Annotated in this window: 23 protein-coding genes and 1 pseudogene; 17 read left to right on the top strand and 7 right to left on the bottom strand. The window is 62.3% G+C overall.

Annotated elements, in window-relative coordinates; translation table 11 throughout:
- Positions 1-2: 2 nt before the first annotated feature.
- Together xdhA and uraH are read right to left on the bottom strand one after the other, a co-directional pair.
- On the bottom strand, positions 3-1484 hold the full coding sequence (xdhA, locus tag NKH19_RS08865; protein WP_352869269.1) for a xanthine dehydrogenase small subunit: 1482 nt from the start codon (positions 1482-1484) through the stop codon (positions 3-5).
- A 3-nt stretch (positions 1485-1487) separates the two neighbouring features.
- Positions 1488-1862: a hydroxyisourate hydrolase gene (gene uraH / locus NKH19_RS08870; protein WP_352869271.1), complete on the bottom strand. Its 375-nt coding sequence runs from the start codon at positions 1860-1862 to the stop codon at positions 1488-1490.
- Between the two features lie 204 nt (positions 1863-2066).
- Here uraH and puuE point away from each other — a divergent pair, with 204 nt between their 5' ends.
- From puuE to NKH19_RS08890, 4 genes are all read left to right on the top strand, one after another.
- Entirely contained in the window at positions 2067-3485 is a 1419-nt protein-coding gene (gene puuE, locus NKH19_RS08875) for an allantoinase PuuE (protein ID WP_352869272.1), read from the top strand.
- A 10-nt stretch (positions 3486-3495) separates the two neighbouring features.
- Positions 3496-4359 (top strand): bifunctional allantoicase/(S)-ureidoglycine aminohydrolase, encoded by an 864-nt coding sequence (locus tag NKH19_RS08880; RefSeq protein ID WP_352869275.1) that lies wholly within the window; start codon positions 3496-3498, stop codon positions 4357-4359.
- Positions 4356-4847, top strand: a complete 492-nt coding sequence (locus NKH19_RS08885; RefSeq protein WP_352869277.1) for an ureidoglycolate lyase — start codon at positions 4356-4358, stop codon at positions 4845-4847. The genes NKH19_RS08880 and NKH19_RS08885 overlap by 4 nt, the downstream gene beginning before the upstream one ends.
- Before the next feature lie 67 nt (positions 4848-4914).
- Positions 4915-5508 (top strand): nucleoside deaminase, encoded by a 594-nt coding sequence (locus NKH19_RS08890; protein WP_352869279.1) that lies wholly within the window; start codon positions 4915-4917, stop codon positions 5506-5508.
- A gap of 9 nt (positions 5509-5517) precedes the next feature.
- Here NKH19_RS08890 and NKH19_RS08895 read toward each other — a convergent pair whose 3' ends face one another.
- A complete protein-coding gene (locus NKH19_RS08895; RefSeq protein ID WP_352869282.1) occupies positions 5518-5829 on the bottom strand; it encodes a BrnA antitoxin family protein in 312 nt (103 codons plus the stop codon).
- A complete protein-coding gene (locus tag NKH19_RS08900) occupies positions 5816-6070 on the bottom strand; it encodes a BrnT family toxin (RefSeq protein WP_352869397.1) in 255 nt (84 codons plus the stop codon). The genes NKH19_RS08895 and NKH19_RS08900 overlap by 14 nt, the downstream gene beginning before the upstream one ends.
- Positions 6071-6251: 181 nt before the next feature.
- On the opposite strand from NKH19_RS08900, the gene NKH19_RS08905 reads away from it, so the two are divergent.
- The 9 genes from NKH19_RS08905 (at position 6252) to NKH19_RS08945 (ending at position 17265) form a co-directional block, all read left to right on the top strand.
- Positions 6252-8237 carry a CocE/NonD family hydrolase gene (locus NKH19_RS08905; protein WP_352869283.1) on the top strand — a complete coding sequence of 662 codons (1986 nt, stop codon included), beginning with the start codon at positions 6252-6254 and terminating at the stop codon, positions 8235-8237.
- A gap of 154 nt (positions 8238-8391) precedes the next feature.
- Positions 8392-9978: an ABC transporter substrate-binding protein gene (locus NKH19_RS08910; protein ID WP_352869285.1), complete on the top strand. Its 1587-nt coding sequence runs from the start codon at positions 8392-8394 to the stop codon at positions 9976-9978.
- Positions 9979-9993: 15 nt separating this feature from the next.
- Entirely contained in the window at positions 9994-10953 is a 960-nt protein-coding gene (locus tag NKH19_RS08915; protein ID WP_352869287.1) for an ABC transporter permease, read from the top strand.
- A 9-nt stretch (positions 10954-10962) separates the two neighbouring features.
- A complete protein-coding gene (locus tag NKH19_RS08920; RefSeq protein WP_127262628.1) occupies positions 10963-11787 on the top strand; it encodes an ABC transporter permease in 825 nt (274 codons plus the stop codon).
- Positions 11787-13442, top strand: coding sequence for an ABC transporter ATP-binding protein (locus NKH19_RS08925; RefSeq protein ID WP_352869290.1), 1656 nt, complete (start codon positions 11787-11789; stop codon positions 13440-13442). The genes NKH19_RS08920 and NKH19_RS08925 overlap by 1 nt, the downstream gene beginning before the upstream one ends.
- Positions 13443-13495: 53 nt before the next feature.
- Positions 13496-14335: an alkaline phosphatase family protein gene (locus NKH19_RS08930; protein ID WP_352869293.1), complete on the top strand. Its 840-nt coding sequence runs from the start codon at positions 13496-13498 to the stop codon at positions 14333-14335.
- Between the two features lie 272 nt (positions 14336-14607).
- On the top strand, positions 14608-15174 hold the full coding sequence (locus NKH19_RS08935; protein ID WP_352869295.1) for a sigma-70 family RNA polymerase sigma factor: 567 nt from the start codon (positions 14608-14610) through the stop codon (positions 15172-15174).
- Positions 15171-15839: an anti-sigma factor gene (locus tag NKH19_RS08940; protein WP_352869298.1), complete on the top strand. Its 669-nt coding sequence runs from the start codon at positions 15171-15173 to the stop codon at positions 15837-15839. Before NKH19_RS08935 ends, NKH19_RS08940 begins: the two co-directional genes overlap by 4 nt.
- Positions 15829-17265: a S8 family serine peptidase gene (locus NKH19_RS08945; protein WP_352869300.1), complete on the top strand. Its 1437-nt coding sequence runs from the start codon at positions 15829-15831 to the stop codon at positions 17263-17265. Before NKH19_RS08940 ends, NKH19_RS08945 begins: the two co-directional genes overlap by 11 nt.
- Before the next feature lie 122 nt (positions 17266-17387).
- On the opposite strand, the pseudogene NKH19_RS08950 reads toward NKH19_RS08945, so the two are convergent.
- The 3 genes and pseudogenes from NKH19_RS08950 to NKH19_RS08960 all read right to left on the bottom strand — a co-directional run bounded on the left by NKH19_RS08950 (position 17388) and on the right by NKH19_RS08960 (position 20372).
- A pseudogene (locus NKH19_RS08950) lies at positions 17388-17926 on the bottom strand (DUF4411 family protein).
- Positions 17898-19106: an ImmA/IrrE family metallo-endopeptidase gene (locus NKH19_RS08955; RefSeq protein ID WP_352869301.1), complete on the bottom strand. Its 1209-nt coding sequence runs from the start codon at positions 19104-19106 to the stop codon at positions 17898-17900. Before NKH19_RS08955 ends, NKH19_RS08950 begins: the two are co-directional and overlap by 29 nt.
- A 243-nt stretch (positions 19107-19349) precedes the next feature.
- Positions 19350-20372 (bottom strand): substrate-binding domain-containing protein, encoded by a 1023-nt coding sequence (locus tag NKH19_RS08960; protein ID WP_352869304.1) that lies wholly within the window; start codon positions 20370-20372, stop codon positions 19350-19352.
- Between the two features lie 364 nt (positions 20373-20736).
- Between NKH19_RS08960 and NKH19_RS08965 the strand changes: the two genes are divergently transcribed.
- From NKH19_RS08965 to bglA, 4 genes are all read left to right on the top strand, one after another.
- On the top strand, positions 20737-22092 hold the full coding sequence (locus tag NKH19_RS08965; protein WP_352869306.1) for an ABC transporter substrate-binding protein: 1356 nt from the start codon (positions 20737-20739) through the stop codon (positions 22090-22092).
- Positions 22093-22340: 248 nt separating this feature from the next.
- Entirely contained in the window at positions 22341-23354 is a 1014-nt protein-coding gene (locus NKH19_RS08970) for a carbohydrate ABC transporter permease (protein ID WP_352869309.1), read from the top strand.
- Position 23355: 1 nt separating this feature from the next.
- Positions 23356-24510, top strand: coding sequence for a carbohydrate ABC transporter permease (locus tag NKH19_RS08975; protein ID WP_352869312.1), 1155 nt, complete (start codon positions 23356-23358; stop codon positions 24508-24510).
- 4 nt (positions 24511-24514) lie between these two features.
- Positions 24515-26179 (top strand): beta-galactosidase BglA, encoded by a 1665-nt coding sequence (bglA, locus tag NKH19_RS08980; RefSeq protein ID WP_352869315.1) that lies wholly within the window; start codon positions 24515-24517, stop codon positions 26177-26179.
- Positions 26180-26216: the final 37 nt, after the last annotated feature.

Below are 26216 nucleotides of genomic sequence, written 5' to 3' on the forward strand. Positions count from 1 at the left end.
CATCATGCCGCCTCGTTGCGTGACACCTGGAATGGTGCCCGGGTATCCGTGGTTTCGACAAAGAAGCGCAGCAGCAGGTTCTTCGCCGCCAGAGTTCGATACTCTGCCGAGGCGCGCATGTCGGTGAGCGGTGTAAAGTCTTTCGCGTACTCGGCCATCGCCGCCTCTACCGTCTGTTCTGTCCACGGCTTGCCGAGCAGCGCTTTTTCAACGGCCGGCGCACGCTTCGGCGTCGCCGCCATGCCGCCATAGGCGATGCGCACATCCGCGACCGTGCCATCCTCGGCCAGCGTCAGGAAGAAGGCGCCGAGGGCTGCCGTGATGTCCTCGTCGCGGCGCTTGGTGATCTTGTGGACGGCGAATTTTGTGCCCTTGGCCGGCACTGGCACGTGCACCGCTTCGACGAATTCGCCAGGCTGCCGGTCCTGCTTGCCATAGGCAATGAAGAAGGTTTCCAACGGGATCGTGCGCCGCTTGTTGCCCTTGCGCAGCGTCAGCCGCGCGCCAAGCGCGATCAGGGGCGGCGGCATGTCGCCGATCGGTGAGCCGTTGGCGATGTTGCCGCCGATAGTGCCCATGTTGCGCACCTGATCGCCACCGATGCGATCGAACAACGGCCCCAGCGCCGGTATGCGTCTGGCCAGCGTCGAGAATGCTTCGGTGTAGGTGACGCCGGCGCCGATGGTGATGAGGCCATTGTCTTCGGCGATGGTGCAAAGCCCATCGAGATCGCCGATGAAGATCGCCGGCGAAATATCGCGCATATGCTTGGTCACCCACAGGCCGACATCGGTCGCACCGGCGACGATTGTGGCGCCAGGTTCCTTGTCCAGCACGGTGGCGAAATCATCGACATTGGCCGGCACGATCAGCCGCTTCTTGCCGGCGCCGATCTCGACCCGCGCACCGTCATGCATGGCCTCGAGCCTCGCTGTGATCGCCTTGCGCTCGGCGGCCAGCGGGTCCTTCGCCACCTTGCCGTAGCTGGAGATGGCATGCGCCGCGCGTATGATCGCCTCGTAGCCGGTGCAGCGGCAGAGATTGCCCTGCAACGCCTTTTCGATAGAAGCGTTCGACGGGTCCGGTGATTTCATCCACAGGCCATAGAGAGACATGACGAAACCCGGCGTGCAGAAGCCGCATTGCGAACCGTGGAAATCGACCATCGCCTGCTGCACCGGGTGCAACTGCCCGGGCGACCCATGCAAATGCTCGACGGTGACGACATGGGTGCCGTCCAGCGAGCCAAGGAACCGGATGCAGGCGTTGACGCTTTCATAGACCAGGCCGCCAGCCGAGAGCTTGCCCACTAACACGGTGCAGGCCCCACAATCGCCTTCGGCACAGCCTTCCTTGGTGCCGCACAGCGAACGGTCGAGCCGCAGCCAATCAAGCAAGGTCGCCTCAGGGGCCACCGATGAAAGCACGACATCCCTGCCATTGAGAATGAACCGGATCTCGTTACGGATGCTGACTTTGGCCATGCTTCAGCTCCCCCTGTAGGTCGAATAGCCATAGGGCGAGACGAGCAGTGGCACATGATAGTGCACCGGCTCGGCCACGCCGAAACGAATTGGTATCAAGTCGAGAAAGGCCGGGTTTGGCAATTTCGTTCCCTGCTGGCGTAGATAATCACCGGCCGCGAAGACCAGTTCGTATTCGCCGGTGCGGAACTCCACGCCGGCGAGCAGCGGCTTATCGCAACGGCCGTCGGCATTGGTGACAACAGTCTTCAGATGTGTTCGCGCCTTGCCCTCGAGGTAATAGAGCGCGATCGACAGTCCCGCCGCCGGCTTGCCGGTCGCCGTGTCGAGGACATGGGTCGTCAGACGCCCGCCATCGGCTTTCGACGTTTCTGCCATTGGCCGCCTCCCATTTTCGGTACGAGCGAATTTGGCCCGGTACGATCAAGTATCAACAGTGAATTGTGCGCCAATTAAAGGCGATGCATAAGTCCTGGTCGAGCGGAGTGCGACAAAAACACTTTCAAAAATTTTCGGGGGAATGCGTAGGCAGTCCTTTCGATATTCTCACCACACTTCGGGCCATGCCCGGCAGGAGGGACGATGCGATACACCAGAGACATGCGCGGCTACGGAGCCAATCCGCCGGATCCGAAATGGCCCGATGGTGCGCATGTCGCCGTGCAGTTCGTCGTCAACTACGAAGAGGGTGGCGAGAACTGCGTGCTGCATGGCGACAAGGCGTCGGAAGCCTTCCTGTCGGAAATCGTCGGCGCTGCGCCCTGGGTGGGCCAGCGCCACTGGAATATGGAATCAATCTACGAATATGGCGCGCGCGCCGGCTTCTGGCGGCTGCTGCGGCTGTTCACCGAGGCCGAGGTGCCGATCACCTGCTACGGTGTCGCCACCGCGCTCGCCCGTTCGCCCGATCAGGTCTCGGCCATGCAGGAAGCCGGCTGGGAAATCGCCTCGCACGGGCTGAAATGGATCGACTACCGCGACCACAGCGCCGAAGATGAGCGTCGCGACCTCGAAGCAGCGATCCGCCTGCACTATGAGGTGACCGGGCAACGACCGACCGGCTGGTACACGGGCCGCACATCGATCAACACGGTGCGGATTGTGGCGGAAGAGGGCGGTTTCGACTACGTGTCGGACACCTATGACGACGAACTGCCCTACTGGTTCGAGCACGCAGGCGGCACGCAGCTCATCATCCCCTACACGCTCGACGCCAACGATATGCGCTTCGCCACGCCGCAAGGGTTCAATTCGGGCGACCAGTTCTTTGCCTATCTCAAAGATAGTTTCGATACGCTCTACGCCGAGGGCAAGGCCGGCCGGCCGCGCATGATGAACATCGGCCTGCATTGCCGCCTCGTCGGGCGTCCGGGCCGGGTGGCAGCGCTGAAGCGCTTCGTCGAGTATGTCAAATCGCATGAAAAGGTCTGGCTGGCGCGGCGCGTCGATATCGCCAAGCATTGGCAGGAGAATCATCCTTACAAGCCGGCGGCATTGCGTCCATCCAAGATGGAGTTCGAGACGTTTGTTCACACGTTCGGCGGCGTGTTCGAGCATTCGCCCTGGATCGCCGAACGCGCCCATGAGCTGGAACTGGGCCCGGCGCATGACACGGCCGGTGGCTTGCACAACGCACTCTGCCGTATCTTCCGCTCCGCCAGCGAGACCGAGCGGCTTTCCGTGCTTAATGCCCATCCCGACCTTGCCGGCAAGCTGGCCAAGGCCAAACGGCTGACGGCTGAATCAACCAGGGAACAAGCTTCGGCCGGGCTCGACGCGCTAACCGACAAGGAGCGCGAACTGTTTTCCAAATTGAACGCCGCCTACGTCACCACCTTCGGCTTCCCCTTCATCATCGCGGTGAAGGGCAAGACCAAGGAGGAAATCCTCGCCGAATTCGAGACGCGCATCGGCAATAGCCGCGGCGTCGAATTCGAGACCGCCTGCAAACAGGTCGAGCGCATCGCGCTGCTCCGCCTCAAGGACATGCTTCCGCAATAGGTTTGAACCCATGGATACGATCAGGATGCCCGAGCGAACCTATTACGCACCACATGGCGGCCACCCCGGCCAGAGCGAGTTGCTGACCGGCCGCGCCGTCTTCACCGAGGCCTACGCCGTCATCCCCAGGGGCGTGATGCAGGACATCGTCACCAGCGCCCTGCCGTTCTGGGACAAGACCCGCGTCTGGATCTTGTCGCGACCGCTGTCCGGTTTTGCCGAGACGTTCTCGCAGTACATTGTCGAGGTCGCGCCCGGCGGCGGCAGCGCCCGGCCGGAACCCGATGCCGGCGCCGAAGGTGCCCTGTTCGTGGTCGAAGGCGAATTGACGGTTCTGCTTGCCGGCAAGAAGCACGTATTGCGGCCCGGTGGATTTGCCTTCCTGCCGCCGGCCAGCGGCTGGACGGTTCGCAACGAAGGCAAGGCCGATGTCCGCTTCCATTGGATTCGCAAGGCCTACGAGGTGGTCGACGGTCTCGATACGCCCGAAGCCTTCTTCACCAACGAACAGGAGATCGCGCCAACGCCGATGCCCGGCACCGAGGGTCGCTGGGCGACGACACGTTTCGTCGATCCGGCCGACTTGCGCCATGACATGCACATGACAATCGTGACGCTGGAACCCGGCGCGGTCATTCCCTTCGCCGAGACCCATGTCATGGAGCACGGGCTCTATGTGCTGGAAGGCAAGGCGGTCTACCGCCTCAATCAGGATTGGGTCGAGGTCGAGGCCGGCGACTATATGTGGCTGCGCGCCTTCTGCCCGCAGGCCTGCTATGCCGGCGGTCCGGGCAAATTTCGCTATCTGCTCTACAAGGACGTCAACCGCCACGCCAAGCTCGGTGGCGCCGGCATCGCAAAGCGCGCTCCATGACCCGTATCGTCGCGCGGCCGCTGACCCGCGAGAGCTTTGCTCCATTTGGCAACGTCATCGACATGAGCGGCGACAACCACTACCCGATCAATGGCGGCAGGGCCGAGCGCTACCACGATCTCGCCACCGCCGAGGCGACCGGGCCGAACGCCCGCGTGCTGATCTCCATGGTGCGCGGCACGCCCTACGAATTGCCGCTGAAGCTGACGATGGTCGAGCGCCACCCGTTCGGCAGCCAGGCATTCATTCCGCTGTCGCCGCGCCCGTTCCTGGTCGTCGTCTGCCATGACGGGGATGAAGGACCCGGAGAGCCGCATGCCTTTATCACTGCCCCCGGACAAGGGATCAATTACCGGCGCAATCTCTGGCATGGCGTGCTGACGCCGCTCGGCGAGGCGCAGGATTTCCTGATCGTCGACCGGGGTGGCGACGGCCCCAACCTCGAGGAATTCCATTTCTCGCACGCCTACGAGATACATCTCCCTTGATTTTTTGTGCATGTCGTTACCCCGAAACCGGGGCACTTTTGGGGGACATGCAGCAGGAGACCCAGTAATGACCGACATTTCGCTGATCGACCGCCTGCTCGACGTGGTCGAGCACGATATCGTGCCGAAGACGGCCGAAGGTGTCGCCCATGGCAACAAACTGTTCGGCGCGGCGATCCTGCGCAAGGACGACCGTTCGCTGGTGCTGGCCGAAACCAACAACGAGATGGAAAACCCGCTCTGGCATGGCGAGGTGCATTGCCTGAAGCGCTTCTACGAAATGCCGAAGGCAGAGCGAGTCGACACCAAGGACGCAATCTTCATCGCCACGCACGAGCCATGCTCGCTGTGCCTGTCGGCGATCACCTGGACCGGCTTCGACAATTTCTACTATCTGTTCAGTCATGAGGATTCGCGTGACAGCTTCGCCATCCCGCATGATTTGAAGATCCTGAAGGAGGTCTTCACCCTCGATCCCGGCGGCTACAATGCCGAGAACGCCTACTGGAAGAGCTTTTCGATCCGCAGGCTGGTGCGGTCCCTGCCCGAGGCCGAACGCCAGCGGCTGGAAACACGCATCGACAATATCTCGGCCCGTTATGACGAGTTGTCCGGCGCCTACCAGGCGAGCAAGGATGAAAACGACATTCCGCTGAATTGACGCGGATGCTTAACCAACTTTCGCTTTCTTCAGCACTTCATTTATCTTGGCTTGCCAACCCTTGCCGGTGGCCTTGAATTTTCTGACGACATCCTGATCCAGGCGGATGGACACAACTTGCTTCGGCTTTTCCACGGTCGGCCGACCACGGGACCGCCTTATACTCTCGAAAAGTTCTGGAAACACTTCCGCGAAAGGTTTGGCATGCACCAGCTCTTCGTCGGTCGCCTCCGCATCATCGGGATCAGCGGCAATTTGTCTTTGAATTTCCGCTTCCTCCTCATTGGTAAGCGGTCGAATATGCGATTTAGGATTGCTCATATACGGACCTTTCCTTTCGGCTGGCACGACGCATCGAGATTACCGAAATCGCTTCGGAACCAAGCGGCTTAAAGATCACGGCGAGAATGATCTCTCCGAATTCGCCAATCGCCTTGAGTCGGCCTGCTTTGGCCGGGAGGACGGTTGAAGTCGCAAAAAACTCGATATCGAGTTCGGCAAAGTCCAGACCTCGGCCTTCGAGGTTCGTCACGCGCTTTGGCTCATCCCAAACGATCTTCAGTCGAGATTGTCCTCAATGCATCGGGCCTAAGCGAATAAAAGTAATACATAAATTAATGGGACAACGCAAGATGGAAAGTCGAACGGTCCCCGCCAGGCGTCGTCTCGGCGACACGGACCGTCGCCCGTTTGACTTCGTGACGTACACGTTTCATGCGTCACTGACATCCTGGAGAGCTCCCATGAAAACCGTCACCGAATTTCCCCGCAAGGTCGTCGAATTTCCGGACATGGCCATCGTCATGCCCGATGGCTGCCGGCTGTCGGCGCGGGTGTGGATGCCGGAAGATGCCGGTGATGATCCGGTGCCGGCGATCCTTGAGCATCTGCCCTACCGCAAGCGCGACGGCACCATCTTTCGCGATCAGCTGACGCATCCGTATTTCGCCGGCCACGGCTATGCCTCGATCCGCGTCGACATGCGCGGCAATGGCGATTCCGAAGGGCTGATGGACGACGAGTATTCAGAGCAGGAATTGCAGGATGCCTGCGACGTCATCGCCTGGGCGGCAAGCCAGCCCTGGTGCAACGGCAATGTCGGCATGATGGGCATTTCCTGGGGCGGCTTCAACTGCCTGCAGGTGGCGGCCAAGCAGCCGCCGGCGCTGAAGGCGGTGATCAGCCTGTGCTCGACCGTCGACCGCTATGCCGACGACATCCATTACAAGGGCGGCTGCCTTTTGATCGAGAATTTCGGCTGGGCCTCGACCATGCTGTCCTACTCGTCGCGGCCTCCGGATCCGCTGCTGGCCGGAGACAATAGATGGCGCGACCTGTGGCTCACCCGGCTGGAAAACCAGTCCTTCCTGGCGCCGCTGTGGCTGAAGCACCAGCACCGCGACGCCTACTGGAAGCGCGGCTCGATCTGCGAGGATTTTTCCGCCGTCAAAGCCGCGGTGCTGTCGATCGGCGGCTGGCATGACGGCTACCGCAACACCGTCTCGCATCTCGCCAGCAACATCGAAGCGCCGGTCAAGGGCATCATCGGGCCGTGGATCCACAAATACCCGCACTACGCCGGGCCCAAGCCCGCCATTGGCTTCCTGCAGGAGGCGTTGCGCTGGTGGGACCGCTGGCTGAAGGATATCGACACGGGCGTCGAGGCCGACCCCGCCTACCGCGCCTATGTCATGGACAGCGTGCGTCCGGCACGCTGGCATCCCGAGCGGCCGGGCCGCTGGGTGGCGGAACAGCAATGGCCTTCGTCCAATATCAAGACGCAATCGATCGAGCTTATCGCCGAGGGCGGCAACCCCGCGATCGTCGCCTCGCCGCAAAGCTGCGGGCTGGCCGGCGGCGAGTATTTTCCGTTCACCTTCGGCCCCGAACTGCCCGGCGACCAGCGCCCCGACGATGCGCTGTCGGTGTGTTTCGACCAGCCGGAACTCCGTGAGGCTATCGATATCGTCGGTGCGCCCGAAGTCCTGGTCCGGGTCGCGTCCGACCGGCGTCAGGCCAACATCGCGGTCCGGCTTTGCGACGTGCATCCCGACGGTGCCACCGAGCTGATCTCTTACGGCGTACTCAACCTGACGCATCGCAACTCGCACGAATTCCCCGAGGCGCTGGTGCCGGGCGAAACCGTGTCGGCGCGCGTGGTGCTCGATCAATGCGCCTACCGCGTGCCGGCTGGCCACCGCCTGCGTATTGCTGTTTCGAACGCCTATTGGCCGATGATCTGGCCGTCGCCGGAGCCGGTCCAACTCGCGCTGTCGACCGCGACGCTGTCCTTGCCGCTGCGGCCGCTGGCAACAGGCGACGAAGCGACGTTTGCCGAGCCGGAAGGCGCCTCCCCCTGGGCGACAGAAACGATCCGCGCCACCAATTCCGAGCGCCATGTCGATCGCGACGAGAAGACCGGAATTGTCACGCTTTCCATCGTTGATGATTTTGGCGAGGTGCGCGATCTCGATCACGGCCTTGCCAATGGCAGCATCGCCCGCGAGACCTGGACGATCCATCCCGACGATCCGCTGTCGGCCTCGGGAAAGACGCATTGGACGCAGACCCTGTCGCGAAATGGATGGTCGGTGCGCACCGAGACATCCGCCGAAATGCGATCCGACGCGCAAAACTTCATCGTCAGCGCCAGAATCGAGGCCTATGAGGGCGAAAGGCTCGTTTTCGAACGCAATTTCGAAGAGAAGGTGCCCCGCGCGCTTCTTTGAACGCCGGTTTCGTTGGTCCAATTGCGACGTACGATTTACGCCACGGCATGTCGCATTCGGTCTTGCTTACCGCTTTCCCTTGCGGTCATTATTCTCCCCACAAGAAACAAGAAAAACGACCCCAGAGTCGAACCAACAGAGTGAGGAACTCAAAATGTCAAACGAACTGGAATATCTTAGCCGGCGTGTCGCGTCGGGCAAACTGAGCCGTCGTGATTTTCTGGGCCGGGCGGCAGCGCTCGGCGTCACCGCCCCCTTCGCCAACTCGCTGCTTTCAAGTGCGGCGCGCGCGGCGGGTCCGGTCAAGGGTGGCACGCTGAAGGCCGGCCTGGTCGGTGGCGAATCCACCAACAGCCTCGATCCGGCGCTGATGATGACGCAGGTGCCGTTCGCCTTCGGCAAGTGCTGGGGCGAAATGATCGTCGAGCTGTCTCCCGACGGCAAGCTCGAGAACCGCATCGCCGAGGAGATCGGCGCCTCGGACGACGCCAAGGTATGGACGCTGAAGATCCGCGACGGCGTTGAATTCCACAACGGCAAGACGGTGACCGCCGAAGACGTCGCGGCCACGCTGGAGCGCCATTCGGACGAGAAGTCGAAATCCGGTGCGCTCGGCTACATGAAGGGCATCGAAACCATCAAGGCCAGCGGCAAGGAAGTCGTGCTGACCCTGAAGGAAGCCAATGCCGACCTTCCCTACCTGCTCAGCGACTATCACCTGATCGTCCAGCCGAACGGCGGCAAGGATAAGCCAGACGCCGGCATCTCGGCCGGCCCTTACATGGTCAAGACCAACGAGCCTGGCGTGCGCCATGGCGCCGAGCGCTTCGCCAATTACTGGCAAGGTGACAAGATGGGCCATGCCGACCAGATCGAGGTCATCGTCATCAACGACGCGACGGCGCGCACAGCGGCCCTGCAGGGTGGCCAGGTCAACATGATCAACCGCGTCGAGCCGAAGATCGTCGATCTGATCAAGCGTCTGCCGGGCGTCACCATCCGCAATCACGCCGGCCCCGGCCACTACGTGTTCATCATGCATTGCAACACCGCGCCGTTCGACAACAACGACCTGCGCATGGCGCTCAAGCTGGCCATCGACCGCGAGGAGATGCTGGACAAGATCCTGCGCGGCTACGGTTCCCTCGGCAACGACTTCCCGATCAATGCGTCCTATCCGCTGTTTACCGAGATCGAGCAGCGCAAGTACGATCCCGACAAGGCGAAGTTCCACTACAAGAAGTCCGGTCACGACGGCGCCGTGCTACTGAGAACCTCGGACGTCGCCTTCCCAGGCGCAGTCGATGCAGCGCAGCTCTTCCAGCAGAGCGCCGCCAAGGCCGGCATCAAGCTCGAGCTCAAGCGCGAGCCGGGCGACGGCTACTGGAACGAAGTCTGGAACAAGCAGCCCTTCTGTGCCTCCTACTGGGGCGGCCGCTCGACCCAGGATCAGATGTATTCCACCGCTTATCTATCGACGGCCGACTGGAACGACACGCGTTTCAAGCGTCCGGATTTCGACAAGATGGTGCTGGCGGCTCGCGCCGAGCTCGACGAGACCAAGCGCAAGCAGATGTACCACGACATGGCTGTCCTGGTGCGCGACGAAGGCGGCCTGATCCTGCCGATGTTCAACCAGTTCATCGACGCGACCGGCGCCAAGGTCGGCGGCTGGATCGACGATCCGCATCAGGAGCTAATGAACGGCTACGCACTGGCGAAGTGCTGGCTCGAAGCCTGAGCCGGCTTTGCGGATATGTCTTCACCCATCCTGAAACTGATTGCCCAGCGCGTTGCGCTGGGCATTCTCCTCTTGTTGGCCGTTTCGGTCCTGATTTTCGCCGGCACACAGATCCTGCCCGGCGACGTCGCGCAAGCCATTCTCGGGCAATCGGCGACGCCGGAGTCGCTCGCCAATCTGCGCGAGCAGCTCGGCCTTAACGATCCGGCCTATATCAGGTATTTCCGCTGGCTCGGCGGGGTAATGACAGGCGACCTGGGTACCGCCATGTCGAGCGGCCAGGACATCGCCACGTCGATCAAGGGCCGGCTGTGGAACACGCTGTTCCTCGCCTTCTGGGCGGCCGTTGTCGCTGTGCCGCTGGCGATCATCCTCGGTCTCATCGCGGTGCGCTACCGCAATGGCTGGGTCGACAAGCTGATCTCAGGACTTGCGCTCGCCTCGACGTCGTTTCCCGAATTCTTCATTGGCTATGTGCTCGTCTATTTCTTCGCCGTGAAGTGGCAAATATTCCCCGGCATCTCAACCGTCTATGACGGCATGCCGTTCGGCGAACGCATGCAGGCGATCGCCCTGCCGGCGACGGCGCTGACGCTGGTCGTGCTGGCGCACATGATGCGCATGACGCGCGCGGCGATCCTCAACGTCATGCAGTCGGCCTATGTCGAGACGGCGGAATTGAAAGGCCTGTCGGCCTTCAACGTCATCCGCAAGCATGCCTTTCCCAATGCCATCGCGCCGATCATCAACGTCGTCATGCTCAACCTCGCCTACCTGATCGTCGGCGTCGTCGTGGTCGAGGTGATCTTCGTCTATCCGGGCATGGGACAGTATCTGGTCGACCACGTCACCAAGCGCGACGTGCCGGTGGTGCAGGCGGTCGGCCTGATCTTCGCCGCCGTCTACATCAGCCTGAACATCATTGCGGACATAGGGGCTATCGTCGCCAATCCGCGTCTCAGACATCCGAAATAGGGGGCGGATATGCTCGATATCAAACGCATCCCCATCCCCGCGCTGATCGGCATCGTGCTGACGGCATTGTTCGTGCTGGCGGCGGTCTTCGCACCGTGGATCGCACCGCACGGCAATGGCGAGATCGTCGGCGATGTCTGGGAGCCAATGTCGGCTACCCATTTGCTAGGCACCGACAATCTTGGCCGCGACCTGCTGTCGCGCATGATCTACGGCGCGCGCATCACCCTGTTCATCGCGGTGCTGGCCACCGCGCTGTCGTTCTCGCTCGGCGCCATACTCGGCTTCTCGGCGGCGGTCTTCGGCGGCTGGTTCGATACGCTGCTGTCGCGCCTTGTCGATCTTTTGATGTCGATCCCGACGCTGATCATGGGTCTTGTCGTGCTGTCCGTGCTGCCTACCAATCTGGTGACGCTGATCCTGGTGATGGGCATTCTCGACTCGACCCGCGTCTATCGCCTGTCGCGCGCGGTCGCCGTCGACATCAACGTCATGGACTATGTCGAGGCGGCGAAACTGCGCGGCGAGGGCAGCGCCTGGATCATCTTCCGCGAGATCCTGCCCAACGCACTGTCGCCGCTGGTTTCGGAACTCGGCCTGCGCTTCATCTATGCCGTGCTGTTCCTGTCGACACTGTCGTTCCTCGGCCTTGGCGTGCAGCCGCCGGACGCCGACTGGGGCGGCATGGTCAAGGAAAACAAGGACGGCATCGTCTTCGGCATCGCGGCCGCACTCATCCCGGCGGCGGCGATCGCCTTGCTGGCGATTTCCGTCAACCTGGTCGCGGACTGGGTGCTCAACCGGACGACAAGCCTGAAGGGAGGACGCGGGTGATGGCCGACAGCAAAGCGAAGCCCGGCGTGCTTCTCGACATCCGCAATCTGCGCATCGAGGCGACCGTCTTCCCGCCCGGCGAACCGCCGAAGAATATCGTGCTGGTGCACGATGTCTCGCTGACGCTCGAGAAGGGCAAGGTGCTTGGCCTGATCGGCGAATCCGGCGCAGGCAAGTCGACCATTGGCCTATCGTCGATGGGCTATGGCCGCGGTGGTGTGCGCATCACCGGCGGCGAGGTCATCCTGAACGGCCGCGACATCCTCAAGGGCGGCAAGGACGGTTTTCGCAAGCTGCGCGGCCGCGAGGTCTGCTATGTCGCGCAGTCGGCGGCCGCCGCGTTCAACCCGGCGCATAGGCTGATGGACCAAGTGGTGGAAGCCACGCTGCTGCACGGCACGGCGACACGCGCCGAGGCCGAAAAGCGCGCCATCGCGCTGTTCAGGAAGCTCAGCCTGCCGAACCCCGAAACCATCGGCGAACGCTTTCCACACCAGGTCTCGGGCGGCCAGCTGCAGCGCGTGATGACGGCGATGGCGCTGTGCTCCGAGCCCGACCTGATCGTCTTCGACGAGCCGACCACGGCGCTCGACGTGACGACGCAGATCGACGTGCTGGCGGCGATCAAGGACGCCATTCGCGATACCCATGTGGCGGCACTCTATATCACGCACGACCTTGCCGTCGTCGCCCAGGTCTCCGACGAGATCATGGTGCTGCGCCATGGCCGACTGGTCGAATGGGGCGGCACAAGGCAGATCATCAAGGAGCCGCGCCAGGAGTACACCAACGCGCTGGTGTCGGTGCACGAGATCGAACACCACGAGCAGAAGCCCGGCATGACGCCGTTCCTGTCGGTGAAGAACGTCACCGCCGCCTATGGCCGCAGCCACATCAAGGTGCTGAAGAACGTCTCGGTCGACATCTATCCGGGCCAGACGCTGGCCGTTGTCGGCGAGTCCGGCTCCGGCAAGTCGACTCTGGCACGCGCCATCACCGGTTTGCTGCCGCCAGAAGAAGGCACTGTCACCTTCGATGGGCGTCCGCTGGCAAACCGGCTGGCCGACCGGCCGAAGGAGGATCTGCGGCAGTTGCAGATGATCTATCAGATGGCCGACGTGGCGATGAACCCGCGTCAGACGGTCGGCACCATCATCGGCCGGCCGCTCGAATTCTATTTCGGCATACGCGGCCGCGAGCGCGACAAACGCGTCGCCGAACTGCTCGACAAGATCGAGATGGGCAAGGGCTTCTCCGACCGCTATCCGGCCGAGCTTTCCGGCGGCCAGAAACAGCGCGTCTGCATCGCCCGTTCGCTTGCCGCCAAGCCCAAGCTGATCATCTGCGACGAGGTAACCTCGGCGCTCGATCCGCTGGTGGCACACGGCATCCTCGAGCTGCTGCTCGAGCTGCAGAAGGAAGAGAACGTCGCCTACTTGTTCATCACCCATGACCTGGCCACGGTGAAGTCGATCGCAGATTCGATCGCGGTGATGTATCGCGGCGAGGTGGTGCGCTACGGCCCGAAGAGCAAGGTTCTGGCGCCGCCCTTCGACGCCTATACCGATCTTCTGCTTTCCTCGGTTCCCGAGATGGAGATCGGCTGGCTGGAAAAGGCGATCAAGGGACGGCGCATGGCCAGCGCGGGGAACTAGGGAATTCGTGGCGCGAAGCCATCCTTCAACGACAAAGCCTTCCGGAGTCGCCCATGGCGCTCGAGACAAAACTGTTGCTGATCATCCTCGATGGCGTTCCCTACAGGAACTGGCGCCGGTTGATGGGCAATCTCGAAGGGTGGGTGCAATCGGGCGAGGCGCGGGTCTGGAAGATGCGCTCCGTGCTGCCGTCGACCTCGGCCTGCTGCTACGCCTCCATCCACACCGGCGTTTCGCCGCAGGTGCATGGCATCCTATCCAACGAGAACCGGTTTCGAATCGCGCAACCCGACATCTTCTCCGAAGTCAGCAAGGCCGGCGGCAAGACCGGCGCCGTGACACATTCCTATTGGTCGGAATTCTTCCGCGCCCATCCGTTCGACCTGGTCGAGGATATGGAATTCGACGAGCCGGGCGGACCGATCACGCATGGCCGCTTCCACACCATGACCGGCTACAACGCCCGCAATCAGATGACGCCGAGCGATGTCGACCTGTTCGCGACACTGACCATGCTGACCAAACGCCACGGCATCGACTACGGCATCCTGCACACCTGCACGCTGGACTCGATGGGTCACCGTTTCGGCCATGACTGCCACGAGATGGACCACGCGGTCTATGCGATGGACGGCATGCTGGCCGCCTTCCTGCCGCGCTGGATCGAAGCCGGCTATGAGGTGATGGTCACCGCCGACCATGGCCAGACCGATCGTGGCCATCATGGCGGCCATGACGACGAGATGCAGGATTTCGCGCTGTATTATTTTGGGCCCGGCAAAGGCCCGCAGGCCGACACGCTGCTCGACCAGTTGCAACTGGCGCCGACGGTGCTGACGCGCCTCGGCGTGCCGGTGCCGGAGACGATGAAGGCTAAGCCGTTCTTGGGGTGACGTTGCCGCGACGTCGGCGCCCCCTTCCCCCGTCCTTTACGGGGAGATGGTAAGGGTGAGGGCAGCGCTAACATCGAATATGAATAGCGAACGCTGGCGCCGCCCCTCATGCGCCTGCCGGTACATTCTCCCCGTATAATGACCGGGAGAAGGGATGCTCTGGCAACCGCCCCGCTCTTCGGTTAGCCTCCAAAAAATTCCTTGGCGGGAGGATGAACCTTTTTGGACCGATCAGCGACAGAGCAGACAGGAGCCAGGCGGCTCGACCGGCCATGACGGCAGCGACGGAAACCGATCGCGTGCTTGTCGACCGGGTCGCGAAGGGCGACCGTGCCGCCGTGCGGCTCCTGTTCATGCGTCACCACGTGCGGGTCTACCGCTTCGTGGCACGCCAGACGGGATCGGAAATGATGGCCGACGATATCGCCAACGAAGTGTTCCTCGAGCTATGGCGCCAGGCGCCATGCTTCGAAGGGCGCTCCGAAGTCTCCACATGGCTGCTCGGCATCGCCCGTTTCAAGGCGCTGTCCTTGCTGCGCAAGAAGAAGGAAGACTGGATCGACGACGAGGCCGCCGCCGCGGTGGCCGACAGCGCCGACACGCCGGAAGTCGTCACCATGAAGGGAGACAAGGCTGCCGCCTTGCGCCGGTTCGTCGACGCCTTGCCGGAAGAGCATCGCGTGGTGATCGATCTTGCCTATTATCATGGCCAGTCGGTGAGCGAGATCGGCGAAGTGCTCGACATTCCGGTCGCGACCGTCAAGACTCGAATGTTTTACGCCCGCAAGAAACTCGGTGAGGCCCTCAAGGCCGCCGGTTACGACAGGGGGTGGCCATGAGCGCCGCTGAAAAGATGTCGCGCCGCGACGAAATGGAAACGCTGCTGCCGTTCTATCTGAACGGCTCGCTGGAAGGTTCGGACCTGGAAGCCGTCGAGGAATGGCTGGCCAGCGATCCGGCGGCACTTGCCGCCCTTGGCGAGGCGGAAGCCGAATTCTCCGGCACCACGGCCGCCAACGAAGCGATCCGTCCGCCGGCCGATGCGCTCGGCCGCTTCGCCAGGGCGCTCGATGCCGAGGCCGGACCTGTCCGCCAGCCGGCGGGCTCGTCCTGGCTGGCGCAGGCCTGGGGCCGCTTCATGGCGGTGCCGGTCGGCGTCGCCTGGGCCGCGGCCGCGGTTCTGCTGGCCCTGGTCATGGTGCAGTCATTTGTCGAGCCCAGCGGCAAGGGCAGTGATTTCGAGATAGCCGGCGCGCAAGACGATCTGGCGAAAATGCCGTTCGCCCTGGTCAAGTTCAAGCCGGATGCGAAGATGTCGGATATTTCTGGCTTTCTCGGCAGCAACGGGCTGAAGATCATCGGCGGACCGACCACCGACGGCGTCTTCCGGCTTGGCATTCCCGCGACCACCACCGCCGACTACACAAGGCAAATCGGCCTTGTTGCCGCCCAGCCTTTCACGGAGACTGTGATCGAGGGAAGGAGGCCGGTTGATGGCGGCTGAGGCGGTCATTCGATTTGCGGCAATGCTTGCGGCGACGATGACAATCGCCGCCGTGCCCGCGTCGGCGCAGACCAGCGCGAAGCCTGATCCCGCGAAAATCGACTGCCGCGACGGGGCCAATGCGGCGGGAGCCGACTGCGCCAAGGACGACAGTGACAGTGCAGTCGGTGCGGGTCCTGCAGCGGCAGGGGCCGTCTTTCTGCCCGCCTTGATCGTCGACCTGTTTCCAAACCCGGCCGCGCCTCCGGCACCGGTGCCGACGCCACGGCCGGCTCCGGCGACACCGCCGGCCGATAGTCAAGCCGGCCCTCCGCCTGGCGGCCCGATCGTCTCTCCGACCGATCTCATCGCCGTTCAGCCGCCGCGCGCGGTGGTCGGCGATTTCGTGCCCGACGAGGTGCTGGTGACCGTCGACGGCGACGCCGGCGCGGTGCAGCAGATCGCCGCGTCCTTCGGCCTCCAGGTGCGCTCGCAGCGCCAGTCGCGGCTGCTTGGCACCACGCTGGTGCGCTTCGGCATTCCCGATGGCCGGCCCGTCGGCGTCGTGCTTGCGCAGCTGGCGGCCGACGGCCGCACCCAGCGGCGCGAGCCCAACCATGTCTATTCGCTGCAGCAGGCCGCCGGCATCGTCAACTATGCCTTCGACCGCATCGCGCTCGATTCCAAGCAGGCCAGCGGCGAAAACGTTCGCATCGCGGTGATCGACACAGGCATCGACGACACCAACCCGGCGCTGGCTGGCGTCATCGCCGAACAGTTCGACGCCATGCCGGGGGTGCCGATCGAAAAGCGCGATCACGGCACGTCGATCGACGGCCTGATCGCCGGCGTCGGCGCGCTGGAGGGCATGGCACCGGGCGCCAGGATCTACCACGCCCGGGCCTTCGAGGGCGGCAAGTCGACCATGGATGTCATCCTGTCGGCGCTCGACTGGGCGGCGGAGCAGGACGTGCGCATCATCAACATGAGCTTCGTTGGGCCGAAGAACGACCTGCTCGGCGTCGCCTGCCGCAATGCCCGGGCGCTCGGCATGGTGCTGGTCGCCGCCGCCGGTAACAACGGGCCGAAAGCACCCTATGGTTATCCGGCCGCCTTCGACGACGTCATCGCCGTGACCGCCACCGATGCCAAGGACGGGCTGATGCCGCAGGCCAATCGCGGCGCCTATGTCTTCATCTCGGCGCCCGGCGTCGAGATGGTGGCGCCGAGCGGCGCCGGCTCGGATGTGGTCACCGGCACCTCGTTCGCGGCGGCGATCGTCAGCGGCGCCATCGCCAATCTCATCCACGCCGCGCCCGATCGCTCGGCCGACGACATCGAAAAGGCGCTCGGGGCTACGGCCAGGGATCTCGGCCCCAAGGGGCGCGACAATGATTTCGGCTACGGGCTGCTGGACATCAAGGCGGCCGAGGCGGCGAAGGAGTAGGCTTTCGTCGAGATGGATGGGTCAAACTTAATCAGTTGACTTACTGCCAATTCAATTACCGGGACGGGCCGGTAGTGGACGACGTTCGGCGACACGTCCTTACAAGGGGAGCGAGCGACGTTCTAAATGCGATCACGCCACTTGGTCGAGAAATTGAGGTCTCGAACGAGCAAGAAGCTGTCGCCCCATCTGACGTGCATTTGGTTGCAGACATCCGGAATCCTGCGGTTTGCACGTTGGGTTGCCGGCTTTGATACTTCGGTCGTAATAACCTTCCGGACATCCGGCGCAAACATGGCATACGATATCAGGAAAGGATCACGTCCTATCTTGATGATTTCGGCGTCGGTAAGGTCATTTCCATAACCATTCGCTAAGACATCCTGAACTCGCCCCACATCGGCTTCTTCCTCGAGGCAAAGCGCATTCCTATTGTCTTTGTCGCCAAGCCATTGAGCCAGGTCATCGGTCCCCCAACGATTTCCTCGAGGATTTCGAGGGGAATCTTGACCGCACCGCGTTCGGCCCAATGCAGTAACCACTCCCAGAACTCGGGCACGCGATCGAATGCGTAATACGAATTCTTGGCGGTGATTAAGACGTTCGCATCGAGGAGATAAATCGTCGCCCCCTCAGGCTGCGCGACCAGAGGCGCCGGCAGCCGACGCCCCCGTCAAAGCGTAGACGTTGGTCGGCTTAACTCCCAAGATCCTGCCTGCCATAGATGGCGAGAGAGCGCCTTCGGCAAGCATTCGCCCGGAAAGGCTTACCAGCCGATTGCCCAGCCTATGCCTACGGACAACGTAGTAGTCGGGGCCGTTTTCGTTCTCCTTATTTCGCTCTCTCGCCGCCGCTCGGCTTTGAAGCCAAAAGCGACGAAAGATACCGCTGATCTCGGCCCACACTTCACGCGAGATAACCCCCTGTCTAAACAACTTATAATTAACTGCGGAATGGCTCACGCGCCAGGCGTCAGCGAGTTGCCTTATTCTCGCGATGACTTGGTCGGTTGGTGCGCCTCGTAGAGCGTCTTCACGTGCAGATTCACCTTCAGGCATGAGGATTTGACCAGCAACGTCGTTGCAAAACACCTCTATCGCGGAGGAAGGATTTGCCCCGCTGATTCCCGTGCGACCGATCCAAATATGCGCCAGTTCGTGGAGCAGGGTAAAAGACCATGCTGCTTCACTGTCCTGATCATTAATGACTACGAAAGGAGCGACAGAATCCGCCAAGGCAACCCCGCGGAAAAGCTCGACGTCAAGAGTGCTATGGTGACTCCCAAGATTCCCAATCAGCAGCACGAAGACACCGACTTGTTCGGCAAGATCCCTCAGATAGGCGAAGGCATCATTTCGGCTACCGCGCCTGAATTGAGCGAGGTTGAAACTGAGAGTGCCCTCAATTTCTTTTGCGAGTGCCTTGGTGCCACCATTGATATCGAAGCCACCAACGAAAAGGAGCTTCTTTGCCTCATCTTCAACTTCGAGAAGCGAGCGGACCATCTCTTGCCTTGCCCTGACTTCGCGCAACAAAGCATCAACCAAGGCCTCGTCGCGCCGAGCGTAGTCTACCGGCAAGGTACGGAAATCTTCGCCACGTTCCGCACGCTTCGGAGGCGCTGGCAGATAGAACGCAAGCAATGGACGCCGGTAGTTTTTTGCCATCTTCAGGAGCAATGGCCTGGACGGTTCGCCGTCACCATTTTCCAACGCTGCAAGACGATCCGCACCAACGACGGAACGCGTGTCCTTGAGGCCCAGCCTTTTTGCGGCGCCTTCAAGGTCAAGCCCTGCCGTTTCACGGGCCCACTTCAGCACATCGGGATTGACGCTTGGCATTCCTCACCTTCGTTGGGCCGGCAATATCGCCCAGCGCCATCGTATAACCCGTAAGCGAACGCTTCGTTACGAAGGTGGCCATATATTTATGAAGAGGTCAACGGCTTCGCCCGTGGAGAAAGTTGCCCAAAAATATACTGACGACGACGATTGTTGGCGGCATCTCGCCTCGGTCAACCTCCGCTTCCGTGACAAGACGGACGTCCGCCTTCTTCGTCACTTAGAGCAGTTGAGGTCTTGCCGCTATGCCGGCGCGCCGGCGACCGATCCCCTGACCACCAGGTCGACGGGCCAGACTTCGCCGCGAGCGCCCTCTTCCAGCCCCGAAATCCGGGCCGCCAGCCGCTCGGCGACGCGGGCGCCGGCGAGACGGATGGATGAGCGCGTCGTCGACAGCGGCACCGAAAAATTCTCCGGCCTCAGCCAGGGGAAGACATCGTCATGGGCAATCAGCGACACGTCGCCCGGAATGCTCAGGCCGAGGTCGCGAACCGCGCGCACGACGCCCAGCGCCATGATCAGGCTGGAGCAGGCGATCGCCGTCGGTGCGTCGCCCTCTTCCAGCAAACGCCTGGTGGCGCGATAGCCATTCTCTTCGGTCATGACCACCGAGCAGACGTGTCGTTCGCCCAAAGTCAGCCCGCTCGTGGCGAGCGCCCGGCGCACGCCGCGCTCGCGATGGATGGCAAAGGTCTCGCGGTCGTCGCCGTTGATCAGCGCCAGCCGCCGGTGGCCGAGCTGGATCAGCAGCCTGGCCGCCTCGTGGAAGGCGCCCTCATTGTCGATGTCGGTGAAGGCATAGTCGAAATCGAAGCCTTCGCTACGGCCATGGACGATGAAGGGAATGCCGAGCGTGTTGACCAGCGCCACGCGCCGGTCGGCGGGCCTTGGCGAGGAAATGTAGACGGCGTCGACCTGCCGGTTGGCGACGATGCGCCGGTAGGTCGTCTCCTGGTCGTCGGCGTCGGCCGGCGACAGCACCAGGTCGAGTTCGTGCGAGCGGGCGTAGTCGCCTAGGCCAGACAAGAATTCGACGAAATGCGGATCGATGTCGACGGACGCACCGGTCGGCAGGACATAGCCGATCATACCGGTCTTGCCGGTCGCCAGGCGGCGCGCGCTCGGATTGGGACGGTAACCATGGCGCTTGGCGGCATCCATGACACGCCTGCGCGTTTCCTCGTTGACCTCGGGATAGCCGTTCAGCGCGCGGCTCACCGTAGTCTGCGACAGCGCCAGCATATGGGCAAGCTGCTTGAGGTTCACGAAAACTCTCCATCTCCCTCAAAGCGCTTTTAACTTGAATCGACCCAAGTGCCCTCGGGGTTGAGCCGTTCGACAACGAACCATAAGCGTGCTTCAGACGTGTTTGAAACAAAAAATGCTGCTGCATTGCCATAAAAGCATGTTGCAGCGCACTTTTTAGGCCGCAGACGCGCCGGATTAAATCGACTAGCCCACCTGCCTCTTGACTTCCGGCCGATTCAATGGCGAGATCAAAAAGGCCAAAGCGCTTTGGAAGACTCTCCGAAAGGTTGCGGTTCCTTTCCGAGTGAGTCACAGTCCTGCGGCGTCGGCGGGCGGAATGGAGGTTCCGTCCGGTGTGTTTGATCCACTGGGAGGAATACCGATGAAGAAAATGCTTTTGCTGGGTGCCGCGTTTGCCACGCTCGCCCTGAGCGCGCCGGCTCATGCCGAACTGAAGTTCAAGCCAGGTGAGGACAAGCGCTTCAACTGGGCCAACTACGAAGAGCTCAAGAAAGTCGACCTCAAGGGGGAGACGCTGTCGATCTTCGGACCGTGGCGCGGTGAGGACGAAGGCCTGGTGCGCGGCGTTCTCGACTATTTCTCGGAAGCCACCGGCGTCGAGATCAAATACTCCTCCTCGGAAAATTACGAACAGCAGATCGTCATCGACACGCAGGCCGGCAGCCCGCCGAACATCGCCGTGCTGCCGCAGCCGGGGCTGATCCAGGATCTGGCATCGAAGGGCCTGTTGACGCCGCTCGGCGACGACACCGCCAAATGGGTCAAGGACAATTACGGCGCCGGCCAGTCATGGGTCGATCTCGGCACCTTCAAGGACAAGGACGGCAAGCCGGGCTTCTTCGCCTTCCCCTACAAGGCCGACGTGAAATCGCTGGTCTGGTACTCGCCGGACAATTTCGAGGAAGCCGGCTACAAGGTGCCGAAGACGCAGGAAGAACTCGCCGATCTCGAAAAGAAGATCATCGCCGATGGCGGCAAGCCGTGGTGCATCGGCCTCGGCTCCGGCGGCGCCACCGGCTGGCCGGCGACCGACTGGGTCGAAGACCTGATGCTGCGTACCCAGTCTCCGGAAGTCTACGACAAATGGGTGAAGAACGAGATCCCGTTCAACGACCCGGCGGTGGTCAGCGCCATCGACATCTTCGGCAAGATCGCGACCGACGACAAGATGGTCGACGGCGGCGCAAAGGCGGTTGCGGCGACCGATTTCCGCGACAGCCCGAAGGGCCTCTTCTCTGTGCCGCCGAAATGCTACCTGCACCATCAGGCGTCGTTCATCCCGACCTTCTTCCCGGAAGGCACCAAGGTCGGCCAGGACGCGGACTTCTTCTACTTCCCTCCCTATGCCTCCAAGCCTGAACTGGGCACGCCCGTGCTCGGCGCCGGCACGCTGGCGATGATCACCAAGGACTCCAAGGCCGCCCGCGCGTTCATCGACTTTCTGAAGATGCCGCTCGCCCATGAGATCTGGATGGCCGAGGGTGGTTTCGTGACGCCGCTCAAGTCGGTCAACAAGGAGGCCTATGCCAGCGACGCGCTGAGGAAGCAGGGCGAAATCCTCGCCAACGCCTCGACCTTCCGCTTCGACGGTTCCGACCTGATGCCGGGCAAGATCGGCGCCGGCGCCTTCTGGACCGGCATGATCGACCTGGTCGGCGGCAAGTCCGCGCAGGATGTCGCCACCGACATTCAGAAAAGCTGGGACGCGATCAAGTAGGCGTCCGACAGTAAGCAGCCGATTGTTCGGCTATCCGATCCCGACTGGATCCGGGCCCTGGAGGCCCGGATCCGACCGGCGGCCCGTGCCGCGGCGATTATCATGAGCACACAAACATCCGGCATGAAGCGCGATCAGCAAAGGGAAAGCCTGTCTTGCCTGGCGATCGCGCTCTGAACAACTGAATCGGCGCATCTCACCGCCCGGACCGTTCGGCCTTGGCTGATGATACGCAGGGGGAGGGACCCATGGCGGCTCAGATTTTCTCGGCCATATTCGTAATCATCGTCGGAGTCGGCGGTTGCGTCGCCTATTTCTGGGGCGCCAACAAACTGGTCGACCTGATATTCCCGTCGCGCGGCGTCGCCGGCGCCGCGGCCATCGACAATCTGCGCCGGCAAGGGCTGGTCCGACCATGGCTGTTCGTCGGTCCGGCGATGATCATCCTCACCATCTACCTGATCTACCCGGTGGTCGAGACGCTGCGGCTGTCGTTCCTCGATCGCGGCGGCATCAATTTTGTCGGCTTGGCCAACTATGAATGGGCCTTCGGCGACCGCGAGTTCCGCAACTCGATCCTCAACAACATCATCTGGCTGGCGGTGGTGCCCGCCGCCTGCACCTTCCTCGGGCTGATCATCGCCGTGCTCACCGACAAGATCTGGTGGGGCACGATCGCCAAGAGTCTGATCTTCCTGCCGCTGGCGATCTCCTTCGTCGGCGCCAGCGTGATCTGGAAATTCATCTACGAGTATCGTGGCGAGGGCCAGACCCAGATCGGCATCCTCAACGCCGTCATCCAGCATTTCGGGGGCCAGCCGCAGGTCTGGATATCGCTGCCGTTCTGGAACAGTTTCTTCCTGATGGTGATCCTGATCTGGATCCAGACCGGATTTGCCATGGTGATACTGTCTTCCGCACTGCGCGGCATTCCCGAAGAAACGCTGGAAGCCGCCGTCATCGACGGCGCCAATCCATTCCAGATCTTCTGGAAGATCATGGTGCCGCAGATATGGGGCACCATCGCCGTCGTCTGGACCACCATCACCATCCTGGTGCTCAAGGTGTTCGACATCGTTCTGACCATGACCAACGGCCAGTGGAACAGCCAGGTGCTGGCCAATCTGATGTTCGACTGGATGTTCCGTGGCGGCGGCGATTTCGGCCGTGGCGCCACCATCGCCATCATCATCATGATCGCTGTCATTCCGATCATGATCTGGAACATCCGCCAGGCGAACAAAGAGACGGGAGGACATTGAGATGGCCGTTGCGACCGGAAAGTCCTTCGCCAGCCGCTTTGGCGTCCACATCGCCGTGCTTGTCTTCGTCGCGATCTGGACCATACCGACGCTCGGCATCCTGGTCTCGTCGCTGCGCGACAAGAACCAGATCATCGCCTCTGGCTGGTGGAACTCGTTCGCCAGTTCCACCCAGACCGAGGCCGGCCGACTGCCGGCCGCCTCGACGCAAGTCGAAAAGGACGGCAAGTTCGTTCTCGAGGGCAACATCTTCGGCGACGGCGCCAAGCGCAACATCAGCGCCTTCGGTGTCAAATCGGCGGCACCGACGCAATATCCCGCCGACACTTCGGCCGATCTCGGCGACGGCGTGACCCTGCGGCTCAACGCCGACGGCAGCTTCGTCATGGCCTCGCCCAAGGCGTTCGAAGGCGATCGCGGCCAGCGCGTCTACTATGCCTCGTCGGCGCCGCCGAAATTCACCACCGACAACTACAGAACCGTGCTGTTTTCCGAGGGCATCGGACGGTCGTTCATGAACTCGCTGACCGTCACCATCCCGGCGACAGTCATCCCGATCCTGATCGCGGCGTTTGCCGCCTATGCGCTGGCCTGGATGCGGTTTCCCGGCCGGGCGCTGCTGATCGCGGTGATCATCGGCCTGCTGGTGGTGCCGCTGCAAATGTCGCTGATCCCGCTTTTGAAGCTCTACAACGGCGTCGGCGCTTTCTTCGGCATGCCGTCGAAAACCTATCTCGGCATCTGGCTGGCGCATACCGGCTTCGGCTTGCCCTTCGCCATCTACCTGCTGCGCAGCTACATTGCCGGCCTGCCGCGCGAGATCATGGAATCGGCGCGTATCGACGGCGCCAGCGATTTCGAGATCTTCGTCAAGATCGTCTTGCCGCTGTCGTTCCCCGTGCTGGCCTCGTTTGCCATCTTCCAGTTCCTATGGGTATGGAACGATCTGCTGGTGGCGATGGTTTTCCTCGGTACAGAGGCAGACCAGATCGTGCTGACCGCCAAGCTCAACGCGCTGTTGGGCTCACGCGGCGGCGACTGGGAGATTCTGACGACATCGGCCTTCGTGACCATAATCGTGCCGCTGATCGTCTTCTTCTCGCTGCAGCGCTATTTTGTCCGCGGGCTGCTTGCCGGCTCGGTGAAAGGAGGCTGAGACGATGCAATCCGCTTTGAAGGCCAGCTCGAAACCTGACCTCGCCCTCGATCGCGACTGGTGGCGGGGTGCTGTGATCTATCAGATCTATCCGCGCAGCTACCAGGACTCGAACGGCGACGGCATAGGCGACCTCAAGGGGATCATCGGCCGCCTCCCCTACATCGCCGCACTCGGTGCGGACGCCATCTGGATTTCGCCGTTCTTCAAATCGCCTATGAAGGATTTCGGCTATGACGTCACCGACTACCGCGACGTCGATCCGATGTTCGGCACGCTGGCCGACTTCGACGCGCTGACCGCCGAGGCGCACAGGCTGGGCTTGAAGGTGATGATCGACGAGGTGCTGTCGCACACCGCCGACAACCACCCGTGGTTCAGGGAAAGCCGGTCGAGCCGCACCAACCCGAAGGCCGACTGGTATGTCTGGGCGGACGCCAGGCCGGACGGCACGCCGCCCAACAACTGGCTGTCGATCTTCGGCGGCTCGGCCTGGCAATGGGACACCAGCCGCCAGCAATATTACCTGCATAATTTCCTGGCCGAGCAGCCCGACCTCAACTTCCACAACCGCCAAGTCCAGGATGCGCTGCTCGACGTCACCCGTTTCTGGCTGGAGCGCGGCGTCGACGGCTTCCGGCTCGACACCATCAATTTCTACTTCCACAGCCAGGGCCTGGAAGACAATCCGCCGCTGCCGCCGGAAGAGCGCAACGACCAGACCGCACCGGCGGTCAACCCCTACAACTACCAGGATCATCTCTACGACAAGAGCCGCCCGGAGAACCTCGGCTTCCTCGAGCGCTTCCGCGCCCTGCTCGATGAATATCCGGCAACCGCCGCGGTCGGGGAGGTCGGCGATTCGCAGCGCGGACTGGACGTGGTGGCTGCCTACACCGCCGGCGGCAAGCGCGTACACATGTGCTATTCCTTCGACTTCCTGGCGCCGGAAAAGATCAGTGCGGCCAAGGTCCGCTCGGTGCTGGAATCCTTCGGCAAGGTCGCCAGCGACGGCTGGTCATGCTGGGCCTTTTCCAATCACGACGTGATGCGCCCGGCCTCGCGCTGGGCGGCCAGCGAAGCCGATCCGACCGCCTATCTCAAGGTCATCTCGGCGCTGCTGATGTCGCTGCGCGGTTCGGTCTGCATCTACCAGGGTGAGGAGCTTGGGCTCGGCGAAGCCGACCTTCGGTTCGAGGATTTACAGGACCCCTATGGCATCCGCTTCTGGCCGGAATTCAAGGGCCGCGACGGCTGCCGCACGCCGATGGTGTGGGACGGCAGCGCCAGCAATGGCGGCTTCTCATCGGCAAAGCCCTGGCTGCCGGTGCCGGCCAAGCATCTGTCGCAAGCGGTCAATGTCCAGCAGGGCGACGAGAACTCGCTGCTTGAGCACTACCGGCGCTTTCTGACCTTCCGGCGTGCCCATCCGGCACTGGCCAAGGGTGACATCACCTTCATCGAAAGCGAGGGCGACACCGTCGCCTTCACCCGCCGCTCAGGCAATGAGCAGATCGTCTGCGTCTTCAATCTGGGAGCCGGGCCAACCGAGGTTGACCTCGGCGGCCGATCGCTGCAACCTTTGCCCGGGCACGGATTTTCGGGGCAGGCGAGCACCGGTTCCATCGAGCTTGGCGGCTACGGCGCCTGGTTCGGGCGCGCCGACTGAATTTCAAATCACTTGAATTTCAAATTACTGGAGGGAA

The organism is Mesorhizobium sp. M1338 (genome assembly GCF_040318045.1).
Lineage (GTDB): Bacteria > Pseudomonadota > Alphaproteobacteria > Rhizobiales > Rhizobiaceae > Mesorhizobium.